This is a genomic window from Rhizobium sp. UGM030330-04 (genome assembly GCF_003208455.1).
Classification (GTDB): Bacteria; Pseudomonadota; Alphaproteobacteria; order Rhizobiales; family Rhizobiaceae; genus Agrobacterium; species Agrobacterium rhizogenes_A.
The window spans coordinates 141854-156391 of the sequence record NZ_QKML01000002.1 but is presented as its reverse complement, the minus strand read 5'-3'; the positions used below and the strand labels follow the sequence as shown (position 1 = coordinate 156391).

The 14538-nt window shown below is 60.1% G+C and carries 12 protein-coding genes; 7 read left to right on the top strand and 5 right to left on the bottom strand.

Annotated features, from left to right (window positions below; translation table 11 throughout):
* Positions 1-58: 58 nt before the first annotated feature.
* The 3 genes from der (at position 59) to N434_RS03700 (ending at position 3052) form a co-directional block, all read left to right on the top strand.
* Positions 59-1489, top strand: a complete 1431-nt coding sequence (der, locus tag N434_RS03710; protein ID WP_110756147.1) for a ribosome biogenesis GTPase Der — start codon at positions 59-61, stop codon at positions 1487-1489.
* Positions 1490-1699: 210 nt separating this feature from the next.
* Positions 1700-2308: a DUF2026 family protein gene (locus N434_RS03705; RefSeq protein WP_110756145.1), complete on the top strand. Its 609-nt coding sequence runs from the start codon at positions 1700-1702 to the stop codon at positions 2306-2308.
* 120 nt (positions 2309-2428) lie between these two features.
* Positions 2429-3052 (top strand): hypothetical protein, encoded by a 624-nt coding sequence (locus tag N434_RS03700; protein WP_174034272.1) that lies wholly within the window; start codon positions 2429-2431, stop codon positions 3050-3052.
* 164 nt (positions 3053-3216) lie between these two features.
* On the opposite strand, the gene N434_RS03695 is transcribed toward N434_RS03700, so the two are convergent.
* Together N434_RS03695 and N434_RS03690 are read right to left on the bottom strand one after the other, a co-directional pair.
* Positions 3217-4266: a bifunctional monoglucosyl/glucuronosyl diacylglycerol synthase gene (locus N434_RS03695; RefSeq protein ID WP_110756143.1), complete on the bottom strand. Its 1050-nt coding sequence runs from the start codon at positions 4264-4266 to the stop codon at positions 3217-3219.
* Positions 4267-4438: 172 nt separating this feature from the next.
* Positions 4439-5359 carry a sugar kinase gene (locus N434_RS03690; RefSeq protein ID WP_181423861.1) on the bottom strand — a complete coding sequence of 307 codons (921 nt, stop codon included), beginning with the start codon at positions 5357-5359 and terminating at the stop codon, positions 4439-4441.
* 154 nt (positions 5360-5513) lie between these two features.
* Between N434_RS03690 and bglA the strand changes: the two genes are divergently transcribed.
* Together bglA and aac(6') are read left to right on the top strand one after the other, a co-directional pair.
* Positions 5514-7178 carry a beta-galactosidase BglA gene (gene bglA / locus N434_RS03685; RefSeq protein WP_110756139.1) on the top strand — a complete coding sequence of 555 codons (1665 nt, stop codon included), beginning with the start codon at positions 5514-5516 and terminating at the stop codon, positions 7176-7178.
* Positions 7175-7627 (top strand): aminoglycoside 6'-N-acetyltransferase, encoded by a 453-nt coding sequence (aac(6'), locus tag N434_RS03680; protein WP_110756138.1) that lies wholly within the window; start codon positions 7175-7177, stop codon positions 7625-7627. Before bglA ends, aac(6') begins: the two co-directional genes overlap by 4 nt.
* A 99-nt stretch (positions 7628-7726) precedes the next feature.
* On the opposite strand, the gene ade is transcribed toward aac(6'), so the two are convergent.
* Positions 7727-9421, bottom strand: a complete 1695-nt coding sequence (gene ade, locus N434_RS03675) for an adenine deaminase (RefSeq protein WP_110756136.1) — start codon at positions 9419-9421, stop codon at positions 7727-7729.
* 272 nt (positions 9422-9693) lie between these two features.
* Between ade and N434_RS03670 the strand changes: the two genes are divergently transcribed.
* Positions 9694-10641: an HD-GYP domain-containing protein gene (locus N434_RS03670; RefSeq protein WP_110756134.1), complete on the top strand. Its 948-nt coding sequence runs from the start codon at positions 9694-9696 to the stop codon at positions 10639-10641.
* On the opposite strand, the gene N434_RS03665 is transcribed toward N434_RS03670, so the two are convergent.
* Complete coding sequence (locus N434_RS03665) at positions 10638-11147, bottom strand: GNAT family N-acetyltransferase (protein WP_110756132.1); 510 nt, start codon at positions 11145-11147, stop codon at positions 10638-10640. The genes N434_RS03670 and N434_RS03665 overlap by 4 nt on opposite strands.
* On the bottom strand, positions 11147-13336 hold the full coding sequence (locus N434_RS03660; protein ID WP_110756131.1) for an anthranilate synthase: 2190 nt from the start codon (positions 13334-13336) through the stop codon (positions 11147-11149). The genes N434_RS03665 and N434_RS03660 overlap by 1 nt, the downstream gene beginning before the upstream one ends.
* A 281-nt stretch (positions 13337-13617) precedes the next feature.
* Between N434_RS03660 and N434_RS03650 the strand changes: the two genes are divergently transcribed.
* The gene (locus tag N434_RS03650) at positions 13618-14526 is read left to right on the top strand and encodes an extensin-like domain-containing protein (protein WP_110756127.1); all 909 of its coding nucleotides are present in this window, start codon (positions 13618-13620) and stop codon (positions 14524-14526) included.
* Positions 14527-14538: the final 12 nt, after the last annotated feature.

The following is a 14538-nucleotide window of genomic DNA, read 5'->3' as shown; positions in this document are numbered from 1 at the left end:
GTCCTTTGCCCAAAACAGGTAACGTTTTGGGCGGACTTGCTTTAAGGAACCAGGATCAATGAGCTTCACCGTCGCCATAGTCGGGCGCCCCAATGTCGGCAAGTCCACGCTTTTCAACCGTCTCGTCGGAAAGAAGCTGGCGCTGGTGGACGACACGCCGGGTGTTACCCGCGACCGCCGCCCCGGCGAGGCGAAGCTGGTCGACCTGCGTTTCACCATCATCGATACAGCCGGTCTGGAGCAATCCGGGCCGGAAACGCTTCAGGGCCGCATGTGGGCGCAGACGGAAGCGGCGATCGACGATGCCGATGTGACGCTGTTTGTCGTGGACGCCAAGGCGGGCCTGACGCCGGCTGACGAGACGCTGGCGGAAATGCTGCGCCGTCGCGGCAAGCCGGTCGTGCTGGTGGCCAACAAGTCCGAAGCGCGCGGCTCCGACGCCGGTTTCTACGACGCCTTCACGCTCGGCCTCGGCGACCCGTGCCCGATTTCGGCCGAACACGGTCAGGGCATGATCGACCTGCGCGACGCCATTGTCGAGGCAATCGGCGAGGACGTCGCTTTCCCGCCTGAGGTGGATGAGGCGGAGACGGATATCGTTCTGCCGCGCACCGAACCCGGCAGCGAGGACGAGGAAGACGAAGAGCCGGTTTACGATGAGACCAAGCCGCTGCGCGTCGCCATTATCGGCCGCCCGAATGCGGGCAAGTCGACGCTCATCAACCGTTTCCTCGGTGAAGACCGCCTGCTGACCGGCCCGGAAGCCGGCATTACCCGCGACAGCATCTCGGTCGAATGGGACTGGCGCGGCCGCACCATCAAGATGTTCGACACTGCCGGTATGCGCCGCAAGGCCAAGGTGACGGAGAAGCTGGAAAAGCTTTCGGTGGCGGATTCGCTGCGCTCCATCCGTTTTGCCGAAACCGTGGTGATCGTGTTCGACAGCACCATCCCCTTCGAAAAGCAGGATCTGCAGCTGGTCGACCTCGTCATCCGCGAAGGCCGCGCCGCCGTGCTTGCCTTCAATAAGTGGGACCTGGTGGAAGACCCGCAGGCCTATCTGGCCGATCTGCGTGAAAAGACCGAGCGCCTCTTGCCGCAGGCGCGCGGCATCCGCGCCGTGCCGATTTCCGGCCAGACGGGTTATGGTCTCGACCGGCTGATGCAGAATATCATCGATACCGACAAGGTCTGGAACCGCCGCATCTCCACCGCAAGGCTCAACCGCTGGCTGGATTCGCAGACCACGCAGCATCCGCCGCCGGCCGTTTCCGGCCGCCGCCTGAAGCTGAAATACATGACGCAGGTAAAGGCCCGCCCGCCGGCCTTCATGATTTCCTGCACACGGCCGGAAGCCATTCCGGAGAGCTATACGCGTTATCTGGTGAACGGTCTGCGCAAGGATTTCGACATGCCCGGCGTGCCGATCCGCGTGCATTATCGCGGGTCTGATAATCCGTTCGAGAGCAAGGCGAAGAAGAGGCGGTAATCGGTCGTCGTTTTTATGATGCACGAGGCTGCGGCGTGTTTCTTCTCCCCGAGGGGGAGAAGGTGGCCCGAAGGGTCGGATGAGGGGGCAACCTCTCCGTATATTGTTGGCCTCGCCCCCTCATCCCGCTGCCGCGGACTTCTCCCCCTCGGGGAGAAGAAACAAGCGGTGGACGCTCATCCAACGCCTTGTTTTGAAGAGTAAAAGACCATGCTGATCAAGCAGACCGACTATCACCGCATTTACCGCGTCATCAACAGCCTGCTCATCAGCCAAAATGCCGATCCCGCCTCGGCCTCCATGTATTTCAGCACTTTCGGCGCCTTCATCCTGCAGCAGCATTACAAGGTGAAGGCTGTGCCGAAGGGTGGGCTTGCAGCCTATAATCTCGGTGGAACCGTCCTGCTGTTCGCCGATCATCGCGACGATGGTTATGTGACGGGCGCGGGCGAGAACTTCCATTGCTGGGTGGAGGCGGATGGCTGGGCCATCGATTTCATGGCGCCTGCCTTTTCGCAAGGCGCCGATGGGCTTGCTGTGCCGGCAAAGATGTTCCAGCGACCGCTTGTCGCCATGGCGGCATCCATCAACGATCTCGGGCAATCCGGCGATTTCTTCTACCGCTCCGAACCGGAAGCCACGGCCAAGCGCTTTGCCGACTGGCACAAACAGGCGATGATCGGCGATATGGCGAGCGTTGCCGCCAACTGGTTCCGCAAGTCGCCGAAACAGATGGCCGCATCGCTTTCGGTAACGGATCGCGACGGCAAACCGCGCACCGTGCCGCTTTCCGGCCATATGCTCGCCGGAGCATGGTGAAGGCGGGTTACGCCGCAGGGCGTTATCCCGAAGGTTTTGTCAGCAAAAGGTCTTTTGATTTATAAGGGCAATGTTGCTACGCAGACTGGGCTTCAACTGCGACGGGATTGACGTGTTCCTATGGCCGATGACACGATTTCAATAAGCTTCACGCCCGATCCGAAACATGTGCCCGACTATGTTCACGGCTATCAAAATCAGGCCTATGAAAATTACAGCATGATTTGTGACAAGTCCTGGAAGCGCCATTTTGCCTCGGCCAGAGCGCATCTATCCTCGTTTGCGGGACTTGCTGCCGGTTTCATCTATTCCTTAAGCCTGCCGTGGTTTCCGGGCGTCTGGCCGGTGGTCGGTTATTGGGTGTTTGCACCCGCACCTTTTGTGGCCCTCGCCATATGGTTCATTATCTCGCGGGGCTCGAGAAACGAGATGAAATCCTACTACGAGGTTCTGGCACATTGGAATATTGCCAATGATCGGATGTATTCGCCTCACACGGAGGTTGAGATAGGACCCGAGGGTTACAAGCAGGTCACAAGACTGGACACCGTGCAGCTGAGCTGGGCGCGCTACCATCTCGCACTCACGCCGCCGGATAGTCTGGTGCTGGTTTTCCACGGGACGGTGGTCGTCATACCCAACAGCGCCCTGCCGATTGCTGCAAAGGACATCATCGAGAAGATCAATCACTGGTGCGCAGCCCAGCAGAAGGAGCTTCTTCCCTTATCCCGAAGCGGCATCTGAAGGTGGCGGTATCATCCGGAAACAGAGGACGGCCAGCGTGTTCTCGCGGCAGCCGCCTGACGTCAATCAGCAGCCCGACCCCGTTCTAAAGATAACGGCAGTCGCGTCCTGATCGCCTTGTGACATTCCCGCTCCGTTTCGTCCACCGTTTCCGAACGGAATCCTCAGGCAAGCTGCGAACGGGATAGAAGCGGCAAGGATTTTCCGGCGGCGTGGATGACATTGTCGAGGAATTGCTTTGAGGCTTTTTCCCAGCTGTAGCTCCTGGAAAGCGCCAGCGCCTCCTGCGGCGAACAATGAAGCGCCGCCAGACAGGCATCGCGAAGATTGTCGTCCAGCGCACCGGCTGCCGGGTTGCCGCCGAGAATATCGATCGGCCCGGTGACGGGGAAGGCGGCCACGGGCACACCGCTTGCCAGCGCCTCCAGAATGGTGTTGCCGAACGTGTCGGTCTTCGAGGGGAAAACGAAGACATCTGCCTGCGCATAGGCATCGGCCAGCTCCTCACCGGTCTTGACGCCGGTGAACAGCACATCCGGATATTTTTCCTGCAATTCATGGCGGGCGGGGCCGTCGCCGACGACGATCTTCGATCCCGGCAGGTCCAGTTCCAGGAATTCCGGCAGGTTCTTCTCCACCGCCACACGCCCCACCGTCATGAAGATCGGCCGCGGCAGGTCGAAAGGCAGCTTTGCTTTCGGACGGGGATGGAAAAGTTCGGCGTCAATGCCGCGGCTCCAGCGCTTCAGATTGCGCACGCCGCGCGCTTCCAGTTCGGTTTCAAGGCTCGGCGTCGCCACCATGCAGGTGTTGCCGCCATTGTGGAACCAGCGCACGAAGGCGTAAAGCCAGCTTTCCGGGACGGGGAAACGTGCCGCGACATATTCGGGAAAGCGGGTGTGATAGCTGGTGGAAAAGCGCATGTGGTTCTTCACGCACCAGCGCCGCGCCATGAAGCCGAGCGGCCCTTCCGTCGCAATATGCACGAAAGACGGCTGGCTTTTTTCGATCTCCGCCGCCACACGGCGATAACCGGCGACGGAAAGGCGGATTTCCGGATAGGTGGGGCAGGGGATGTTGTAGAAACTCTGTGGCGTGACCATGCGCACATCCACACCCAGCCGCGCGAGTTCGGTATTGGTGTTTTCTATGGAGCGAACCACGCCGTTGACCTGCGGGTGCCAGGCATCTGTGACAATCGTGATTCTCGTCATGAAACACTGATCCTGCTCATCTGCGCGCGGGCGAATCCCCATTGCCCGGCTTCTGCCCGTATATGCGGCGCGCGTGTTACAGGATCATGTCAGGGTGTGTGACGGCGGGGAAGCGTGGTTTTTGCGCAGAAGTTTGCGGTTATCCACGGCGCTCCCCCAGTGCGACGGAGCCTTATCCCACCAGCGGCAGCAGCTCGGGGCTGATTAGCGCGCCGTGATGGCCGATGACGGTTGCCGCCGCCCTTGCTGCAAAGGTGGCCGCTTCCTCCGGCGAGCTGCCGGTCACGTAACGGGCGAGGAAGGCGCCGTTGAAGCTGTCGCCGGCGCTTGTCGTATCCACCACGTCCACGGCCTTTTCCGCCGGGGCATGGCTGCGGCTGCCGCCGAAATCGAGCGTCGCGCCCTTGGCTCCATCCTTGACCACGATGTTCTCGACGCCAAGCGAACGGTAGCGGTTGATGGTCGCTTCAACGGAGACATCGCCGAAATGGCTCGCCTCGTCATCGAAGCTTGGCATGACAAGCGTTGCGGCGCGTGCGCCGTTGGAGATGGTCTCGAGCATCGTATCCTTATTCGCCCACAGGCGCGGGCGGATGTTGGGATCGAAGACCACCAGCTTGCCCGCCGCCCTGGCGCGGCGCAGCTCGGCCAGAAACGTATCGACATCATGGGCGGAGGCGAGAATGGCGAGCGTGATGCCGGAGAAATAAACGACATCGGCGCTTTCCACCGTCCTGCGCAGGTGGTCCGCATCGGCGGCGAGCTGCCTTGCGGCGGCGGCGTTGCGCCAGTAGCTGAAGGTGCGTTCGCCGTCCTTCAGGTTGATGAGGTAGAGGCCGGGCGTGCCGCCCTTGATGCGGCGGATTTTCTCCGTGCCGATGCCGGCATCCGCGATGAAGGTGAGCATGTCTTCCGAAAGCGGATCGTCGCCGAGTGCGGTGAAATAATCGACCGACCAGTCGCCCGGCAGGCAGGCGCGCGCATACCAGGCGGTATTGAACGTATCTCCGGCGAACCCCTTGCGCAGCAGCCCGTTGCCGGCCTGCGACAGCTCCACCATGCATTCGCCAATCGACAGAAACCGTCCGCCCACGCCGTCATCCTCCCGTTTTTTCCAGCCATGCGGCTTACGACGAGTGCGCGCCGCTGACAAGGGCGGTTGTGGCCGTTTGTGCATGTGCGAAGTTCCGGTTTACGCGGCCGCACAGGCTTTATATTCTCCCGCCAGACACATCAGGAGATCGCCGATGACGTTACCCCATGCCCCGGTCCACAAACCCCAAGCGCAATCGGACTGGTGGAAGGGAGCGGTGATCTATCAGGTCTATCCGCGCTCGTTTCAGGATACGACGGGTGACGGTTACGGCGATCTTGCCGGGGTGACGAAACGTCTGCCCTATATCGCCTCGCTCGGTGTCGACGCCATCTGGCTCTCGCCTTTCTTCACCTCGCCCATGGCCGATATGGGGTATGACGTTTCCGATTATTGCAATGTCGATCCGATGTTCGGCACGCTTGCCGATTTCGACGCGCTGATGGCAGAGGCGCACCGGCTGGGGCTGAAGGTCATCATCGATCAGGTCATCTCGCACACGTCGGACCGGCATCCATGGTTCGTGGACAGTCGGGCGAGCCGCACCAACAGCAAGGCCGACTGGTATGTCTGGGCCAATCCCAAACCGGATGGCACCGCCCCCACCAACTGGCTTTCCGTGTTCGGCGGCCCGGCATGGGAATGGGACGGCGTGCGCAAGCAATATTACATGCACAGCTTCCTCTCCTCGCAGCCGGATTTGAACTTCCACAATCGCGAGGTTCAGGATGCGCTTCTCGAAACCGTGCGTTTCTGGCTGGATCGCGGGGTGGACGGTTTCCGGCTCGATACCGTCAACCATTATTTCCATGACAAGCTTTTGCGCGATAACCCGCCGCTTTTCGACGAGGAAAGTTTCGGTCTCGATGCCTCGGACGTCAATCCCTACGGTATGCAGGACCATCTCTACGACAAGACGCGGCCGGAAAACGTGGCTTTCCTCAAGCGCTTCCGCGTGCTGCTCGATGAATATGAAGGCCGCGCCACCGTGGGTGAGGTGGGAGATGGGGCGCGCTCACTGAAGACGGTGGCGGCCTATACGTCCGGCAATGACAAGCTCAACATGTGCTACACGTTCGACCTGCTGGGGCCGGATTTCAGCGCGAAGCATCTGCGCGCCTCGGTGGAGACCTTCGGCAAGGTGGTGACGGATGGCTGGGTGTGCTGGGCCTTTTCCAACCATGATGTGGTGCGCCATCTCAGCCGTTTTTCCGAAAGCGTGGAGGAGCAGACACGGGTGGCGAAGCTCGCCATCTGCGTTCTCGCCAGCCTGCGCGGCTCCATATGTCTCTATCAGGGCGAGGAGCTGGGGCTGACCGAGGCCGAGCTTGCGTTTGAGGATCTGCGCGATCCCTACGGCATTCGTTTCTGGCCCGCCTTCAAGGGGCGCGACGGATGCCGCACGCCGATGGTGTGGGAAACCGGCAAGCCGAATGCCGGTTTTTCAAGCGCTGAAAAGCCTTGGCTGCCAGTGCCCTATGTCCATGCCATGCAGGCTGTGGATGCGCAGGAGCGCAAGCCGGGTTCGGTTCTGAACCATTACCGCGCTGTCTTGTCCTTCCGCAAAGGTCACGGCGCGCTGCGTGACGGGGACATACACTTCATCAAGACCAACCTCGATGTGCTGGCCTTCACGCGCAGCAAGGGTGACGAAAAACTGCTGTTCGTTTTCAACCTGACGCGTGAGGCGGTGGAGTTTCCGGTGCCGAAGGCCATGCGTGTCACGGATATTGTGCCGATGCCGGGTTTTGCGCCGCTGTTCGATGCTGATATCGTGAAGCTCGAGGGGCTGGATGTATTTTGCGGGATCGTTGCATGAGTGGTCAATTCGTCATTGGAAACGCCGCCGACTATCGGGATGACTGGTGCCTTTTGCGGCACCGGCTGTGGCCGGATACCTCGCCCGCCGAACATATGGCCGAATTGCAGGACGTTTCCGAAACCGGGGCTGGATTGATTGTCCACGATCCGGCCGGAGTGGCCATCGGTTTTGCCGAGGTCAGCCTGCGGCGGGATTACGTCAACGGCTGCGATACCTCTCCCGTGGCGTTTCTTGAGGGGATTTATGTCGAGGAGGCGTTTCGCAGACAGGGCGTTGCCGCCGCGCTGGTGGCCGAAGTGACCCGCTGGGCGGTTGGTCAGGGCGTGAGCGAGCTTGCTTCCGATGCCGATATTGCAAATGTCGATTCACATCGCATGCATACGGCGCTGGGGTTTGAGGAGACGGAGCGGGTGGTTTATTTCCGCAAGCTGCTGCCCTCGGATTGAGGGGAGACACAATGATTTTTGCCGATCCTCCACTCTTGTGACAAGCACAGGAATAGGGATCGGCGTTTCATCCTCCCAGCCGGGATGTTTTCCGGTCAATCAGATCAGCGCAAACCGGTCCACGTCCACCATGCCCATATCCGAAATCTTCAGATGCGGGATAACGGGCAGGGGCAGAAAGGCCACCTGCAGGAAAGGCTCTTCCAGTGTGGTGCCGAGCGCATAGGCCGCTTTTCTGAGCGTGTGCAGCGTATCGCGCACCGTCTCGTAGGGTTCGAGGCTCATCAGCCCGGCCACGGGAAGCGCGATTTCGCCGGTCACCCTGCCGTCTTCCACCACCACGAAACCGCCCTTGATTTCGCCGAGCCGGTTGGCGGCCAGCGCCATGTCGTCTTCGCTCACGCCGACGACGCAGATATTGTGGCTGTCATGGCCGACGGTGGAGGCGATGGCGCCTTTCTTCAGGCCGAAGCCCTGCACGAAACCATTGGCATGGTTGCCGTTCTTGCCGTGTCGTTCGATGACGGCGACCTTGATGATGTCGTTCTCGAGATCGACTGTCGTCTGGTTGCCATCCGTCGGCAGTTTATAGCGGCGATGTTCGGTGATGATCTTGCCGGGAAGCACGCCCATGACGGGTGTTTCGCCTTCGGTGACAGGCACGCCGAAATGGGAAGCGAGTACCGGTCGTGCCTTGACGCTGTCGAGACCAACGGGGGCGACCGGCTTGCGGGTGGCAAACAGGGCGTCATCGACGATCCGGCCGCCGGAAAGCACCATGCCGGCCTTGCAGTTCTGCAGGCTGTCGACGACCACGAGATCGGCGCGCCAGCCGGGCGCGATGAGGCCGCGGTCGCGCAGGCCGAAGGCTTTTGCGGCGGAAATCGAGGCGGCGCGGTAGATGGCGAGCGGTTCGACGCCATTGGCGATGGCGGTGCGGATCATGTAGTCGAGATGGCCCTGTTCGGCGATATCGAGCGGGTTGCGGTCATCCGTGCAGAGCGCCAGATAGGGCGACAGGCGTTCGGTGATAACAGGCATCAGCGCGTGCAGGTCTTTCGAGACCGAGCCTTCGCGCACCAGAATATGCATGCCCTTGCGGATTTTTTCGAGCGCTTCCGGTGCGTTCGTGCATTCATGTTCGGTGCGGATGCCGGCGGCGAGATAGCCGTTCAGCGCCGTTCCTGACAGAAGCGGTGCGTGGCCGTCGATATGCTGGCCCTGAAACGCCTCAAGCTTCGCCATGCATACCGGGTCCTTGTGGATGACGCCCGGAAAATTCATGAATTCGGCAAGCCCGATGACCTTCGGGTGATCGCGGAACGGCAAAAGTTTCTCGATCGGCAGATCGGCGCCCGATGTTTCCAGATGGGTTGCGGGTACGCAGGAGGACAGCTGCACGCGGATGTCCATGATGGTTTCCATGGCGCTGTCGAGGAAGAATTGCAGTCCTTCCACCCCCAGAACATTGGCGATCTCATGCGGGTCGCAAATGGCCGTCGTGACGCCATAAGGCAAAACGCAGCGGTCGAACTCATGCGGCGTGACGAGCGATGATTCGATATGAAGATGTGTATCGATGAAACCCGGAACGACGATCTTGCCGGTAATATCGATTTCCCGGCGGCCCTCATAGTTTTCGCAGGTGCCGACGATGGTATCGCCGCAGATGGCAATATCCGACGCAACAAGTTCCCCGGTCACGAGGTCGAAGAAGCGTCCGCCTTTTAGAACCATATCTGCCGGTTGACGGCCCGTACCCTGATCGATGCGCGTTTCAAGTTTCGAATTCATGCGGTTCTTCTTTGGCTCCAGCTTTGCGTCATGCGCGAGATTTTTTTGTGTTCACATTCTCAGGTTGTTTCTTGATGTATTCAGATTGATTCTTCGTGTTTTAAATATATCCTGAGTAAAAAATTTTCATATTCGTGCTATCTTATGTTCTGTGTTGCAGAGTTGAATAGTTCGGCGGGCTTATCTTTATCCGTCTGAGGGCTGGTTTTACGTTGGCCTTTACCAATAGCGGGTCACGTTACCATTCCCGGGAAGGAAAATAAAAGCGTCTGATGCTCAAGCGAATTTCCACCCGACAATTGACTGTTGGCATGTTTATCGAGGCGGTCGAGGGAACGCTGTCGAACCGGCACATCATGCAGCGGCATCGTTTTCTCCTGCGGCATGAGGATGTGGTGCGGCAGCTGAAGTCAAGCGGCGCGGAAAGCATCGTCATCAATACCGCCAAGGGAAATGATGTTGAAGGCGGGCCGGGTGCCGGCGCCGCCGCACCGGTGAAACCGGACAGTTCTTCCGAAACCATGGCGGCCGTCAGCCATGCCGTGCGCTCGGCCGCCGATGCGGTGGCCGAGACTTTTGCGGCTGTCGAAGCGGGGGGTGTCGTATCGCTGAAAGGCATGGCGGCGGAAACGGGCAAGATTTCCGAAGCGGTGCAATCGAACCCGGCGATTTTCATCGGCGTCACACGCCTGAAGTCGAAGGACGAAACAACCTTCGTCCACTCGGTTTCCGTCAGCGGTTTGATGATGCATTTCGGCAGCTATCTCGGGCTGGATAAGGCAACGGTCGATCTGCTGGGGATCAGCGGCCTGCTGCATGATATCGGCAAGGTGGAAATTCCCTCTTCTATCCTCAACAAGGCGGATGGGCTGAGCCCGAATGAGCGGGAGATCATCAATCTCCACCCCGCCTTCGGGCGCGATATCCTGTCGCGCAACGAGCAGATGCCGGAGATGGTTCTGGATGTCTGCTTCAATCATCACGAGCGGATGGATGGCGGCGGTTATCCGAGCGGGCGGTCTGGTGCCGAAATCAGCCTTTACGCCCGCATCGCGGCGATCTGCGATGTCTATGATGCGGTTACTTCGGTCCGGCCCTACAAGAAGCCGTGGACGGCGAATGATGCGCTGACCTGGATGCTGCGCCGGGAAGGCCATTTCGACGCGCAGCTTCTGAAGAAGTTCGCGCTCTGCATCTCCGCCTCGCTGCCGAGGGCTTAATCGCCGAAGATGGCCGCCATCTGCAGGCTGTCGGTGTAATGCCCGTCGATCAGAACGGCGTCGCGTGCCCGGCCTTCATGTACGAAGCCGATCTTTTCATAAAGCGCAATGGCTCTGGCATTGTCCCCATGCACGCTTAATTCAATACGATGCAGCCCGCATTGACGGGCGGCATCGAGCGTCCGCCGCATCAGCCGCGCACCCAGTCCCTTGTCACGATAGGCTGGCAGGATGCCCATGCCGAGCGTGCCGCAATGGGCGCGGGTTTCTCTGCTCACGCGGCGAATATCGCACCAGCCAATAACCTCATCGTCCACAATCGCCACGAATTGCGGATGGCCGTTTTCGATCATGTCATGCACGAAGGCGCGCACCGCTTCGAGCGGCGGCGCCTCCAGAAAGCTCAGATATTTCCGCTCGCGCGACACCGCATCGAGAGCACGATGAAAGCTTTCAACGTGCTCCGCCCGGATGGGTTCGATGCTGATGGCGTCGGCAGCAACCATCACGCGACTTTCGTCTTCGCCTTGCGGGTCAGATGGACCACGACGTTTTCGATCATCCGCATGCCGGCATCCTGGCCGAGCGTCATGATCGATTCCGGGTGGAACTGAACGGCGGCCACCGGTTCCTTGGCGTGTTCGATACCCATGATCGTGCCGTCCTCGCTTTCCGCGGTGATGATGAAATCACGCGGCAGGGTGGTGGGATCGGCGAAGATCGAATGGTAACGGCCAACGGTGACTTCCTTGCCGAGACCGGAGAAGACCAGACCTGGCTCCAGCACGCGGATGCGCGAGGGTTTGCCGTGCATCGGCACCGCAAGCTGGCGCAACTCGCCGCCATAGGCTTCCGCCAGGGCTTGAAGGCCAAGGCAGACACCGAAGATCGGCAGGTCACGGGCGCGGGCGGCCTTGATCGTCGCCTTGCAGTCGAAATCCGTCGGGCTACCGGGGCCGGGAGACAGCACGACCAGATCGGGCTGGAAGCGATCGAACACGTCCGCGGCGACCGGCGATCTGACGGTGGAGACGGTCGCGCCCGTCTGGCGGAAATAATTCGCCAGCGTGTGCACGAAGCTGTCCTCGTGGTCGACGAGCAGGATCTTGACGCCGGTGCCAACCTTGGCGGCATCGCGTTTGGTGGCGGCAGAGTTGGTGCCCTTGGCATCACGGATGGCCGATATCATGGCGGAGGCCTTCAGTTCGGTTTCTGCTTCTTCTTCCTGCGGATTGGAATCGTTAAGCAGCGTCGCACCGGCGCGCACTTCGGCGATGCCATCCTTGATGCGGATGGTGCGCAGCGTCAGGCCGGTGTTCATGTCGCCATTAAAGCCGACCATGCCGATCGCGCCGCCATACCAGGCGCGCGGGCTCTTTTCATGGCCTTCGATGAAGCGCATGGCCCAGAGTTTCGGTGCGCCGGTGACGGTGACGGCCCAGGCGTGGCTGAGGAAGCCGTCAAAGGCATCCATGTCGTCGCGCAGGCGGCCTTCGATGTGGTCAACCGTGTGGATGAGGCGCGAATACATCTCGATCTGGCGGCGGCCGATGACCTTCACCGAACCGGGCTCGCAGACGCGGCTCTTGTCGTTGCGGTCCACATCCGAACACATGGTGAGTTCGGATTCGTCCTTTTTCGAGTTGAGCAGTTGCAGGATCTGCTCGCTATCGGCAATCGGATCGTCGCCGCGCTTGATGGTGCCTGAAATCGGGCAGGTCTCGATGCGGCGGCCGGAGACGCGCACGAACATTTCCGGCGAGGCGCCGACCAGATATTCCTGATGGCCGAGATTGATGAAGAAGGAATAGGGCGACGGGTTGATCGCCTTCAGGCGACGCGAAATCGCCGACGGATTGCTTTCGCAACGCTCCATGAATTTCTGGCCGGGAACGACTTCGAACAGGTCACCACGGCGGAAGCTTTCCTTGGCCTTCACAACAAGTTCGGAATATTCACCGGGACGGTGATCGCCCTTGGGCGGGATCGTATCGGTGGTCTTGAAGGGCTCGGGCGTAATATCGGAGGACTTGCCGTCCGTCGTCACGCCGGCCTTTTCGAAATCGTAGCGGTCGATCCAGGCCTTGGCGGAATAGTGGTCAACGACGAGGATTTCATCGGGCAGGAACAGCACCATGTCGCGCTGGTCTTCCGGCCGCGAAAGCGACAGCTTGATCGCATCGAACTGGAAGGCGAGATCGTAACCGAAGGCGCCGAACAGGCCGATGGCCGAATCCGCATTGGAATAAAAGAGATCAACGACGGCGCGCAGCGCGGTGAAGACGGTCGGGATTTTCGAACGTTCTTCTTCGGTGAAGACGCGGTCCGGCTCGTTGACGGTGAGATCGAGACGGCGCGTGGTGGAAGCGCCAAGCGTGAGATCGGGCGTCGCCTTCAGCTTTTCGGCGATGAAGCCGAGCAGCACTTCGCCACGGCCATTATAGGCCTCGATCCACATCTTGCGGCCAAAACAGGAAATGCCGAGCGGTGGGTCGATGATGGCCGTATCCCAGCGGGTGTAACGGCCGGGATATTCATAATTGGACGAAAAAACCGCGCCGCGATGGGAATCGAGCTTTTCGATGTAGTTATCGATGGCGCTGGCATAATCGGCGGGCCGGCGCTTCCGGCTGACTTTTATGCCGCCTTTCGTCTCGTAGGTTTCCGCTCCGTCATCCTGAATGATCGTTACCATTTCTTTCTTACTTCCTGTTGTTCAGGCCCGATGACAGGCGGCAAAATAACAAAAAAGCCGCCTGAAAATTCGGGCGGCTTGGACTTTGTCTGAAGACATGACTGGTCAAGGCCGCGTAAAGCTGCCCCACCACCAGTTAGCAATGTTCATAGACACGATATTCATGGGAAAATTGTTAGCGTGCACGATCCGCCTTGGCAAGCGGATTCAGAGACGGAATGAACCTTACCTGCCGCTGCTGCGTTGCTCTCCTGCCGAAACGGTCAGGAGTACCCCGTACAATGCTTCATCGCCTGTGTCTTCTGGTAGCCAGCCTCGCATTGATTGCCGCCTCTGAACCGCCGCCCCAGGTGCCCGTGCCACAGCCCAAACCGGGCGAGGCGCAATCCTCCACCCCTTCGGAAAAGCCGCGGGAGGAAAAGCTGCAAAATCCGGCTGAAGCGCCGAAACCGGAGCCAAAGCCGCAGGTGCCGGAAGCATCGAAACCGGATGGCGAAAAGACAGCCGCTGACAAGGAGCCCGGTGATCCGAAAAAGGAAGGTGAGGGCAAGGGCCGCGAGGGACAGCAGAAACCGGCTGACGGGGTGAAAAAAGCGGAGGAGAAGCCGCGCGAACCGGTAAAGCCGGAAGACCCCGCAGAACTTGAGGCCTGCCTCGGTGCGCTGAAGGAGATCGGCGCGGAATTCAAAAAGCTTGAGCCGATCCGGGACGAGGAGCAGGGCTGTGGCATCGAAGCGCCGATTGAGCTTTCCGTGGTTCTGCCCGGCATCAAGCTCGAACCTTCAGGCACCATGCGCTGTGAAACCGCGCTTGCCCTTTCCCGCTGGACCAAGGAGATGATGCTGCCGGCGGCAGCCCTTGCCCTGCCGGAGAAGAAGGTGACGACGATCGCCAATGCCTCGACCTATATTTGCCGCAACCGTAACAGTGCCGAAACGGGCAAGATTTCCGAACATGCCAAGGGCAATGCCGTGGATATCTCCACCATCGCCTTTGACAAGGGCGAGCCGCTGGTGATGAAGCCGCGCGGCGAGGATGGAACACCGGAAGGCGCCTTCCAGCGCACGATTACAGCCGCCGCCTGCCTGTTCTTCCGCACGGTTCTCTCGCCCGGCAGCGATGCCACCCATCAGGATCACCTGCATCTCGACGTGCTGGAAAGAAAGGGCGGCTATCTCTATTGCCGCTGACAAAAAAGGGGC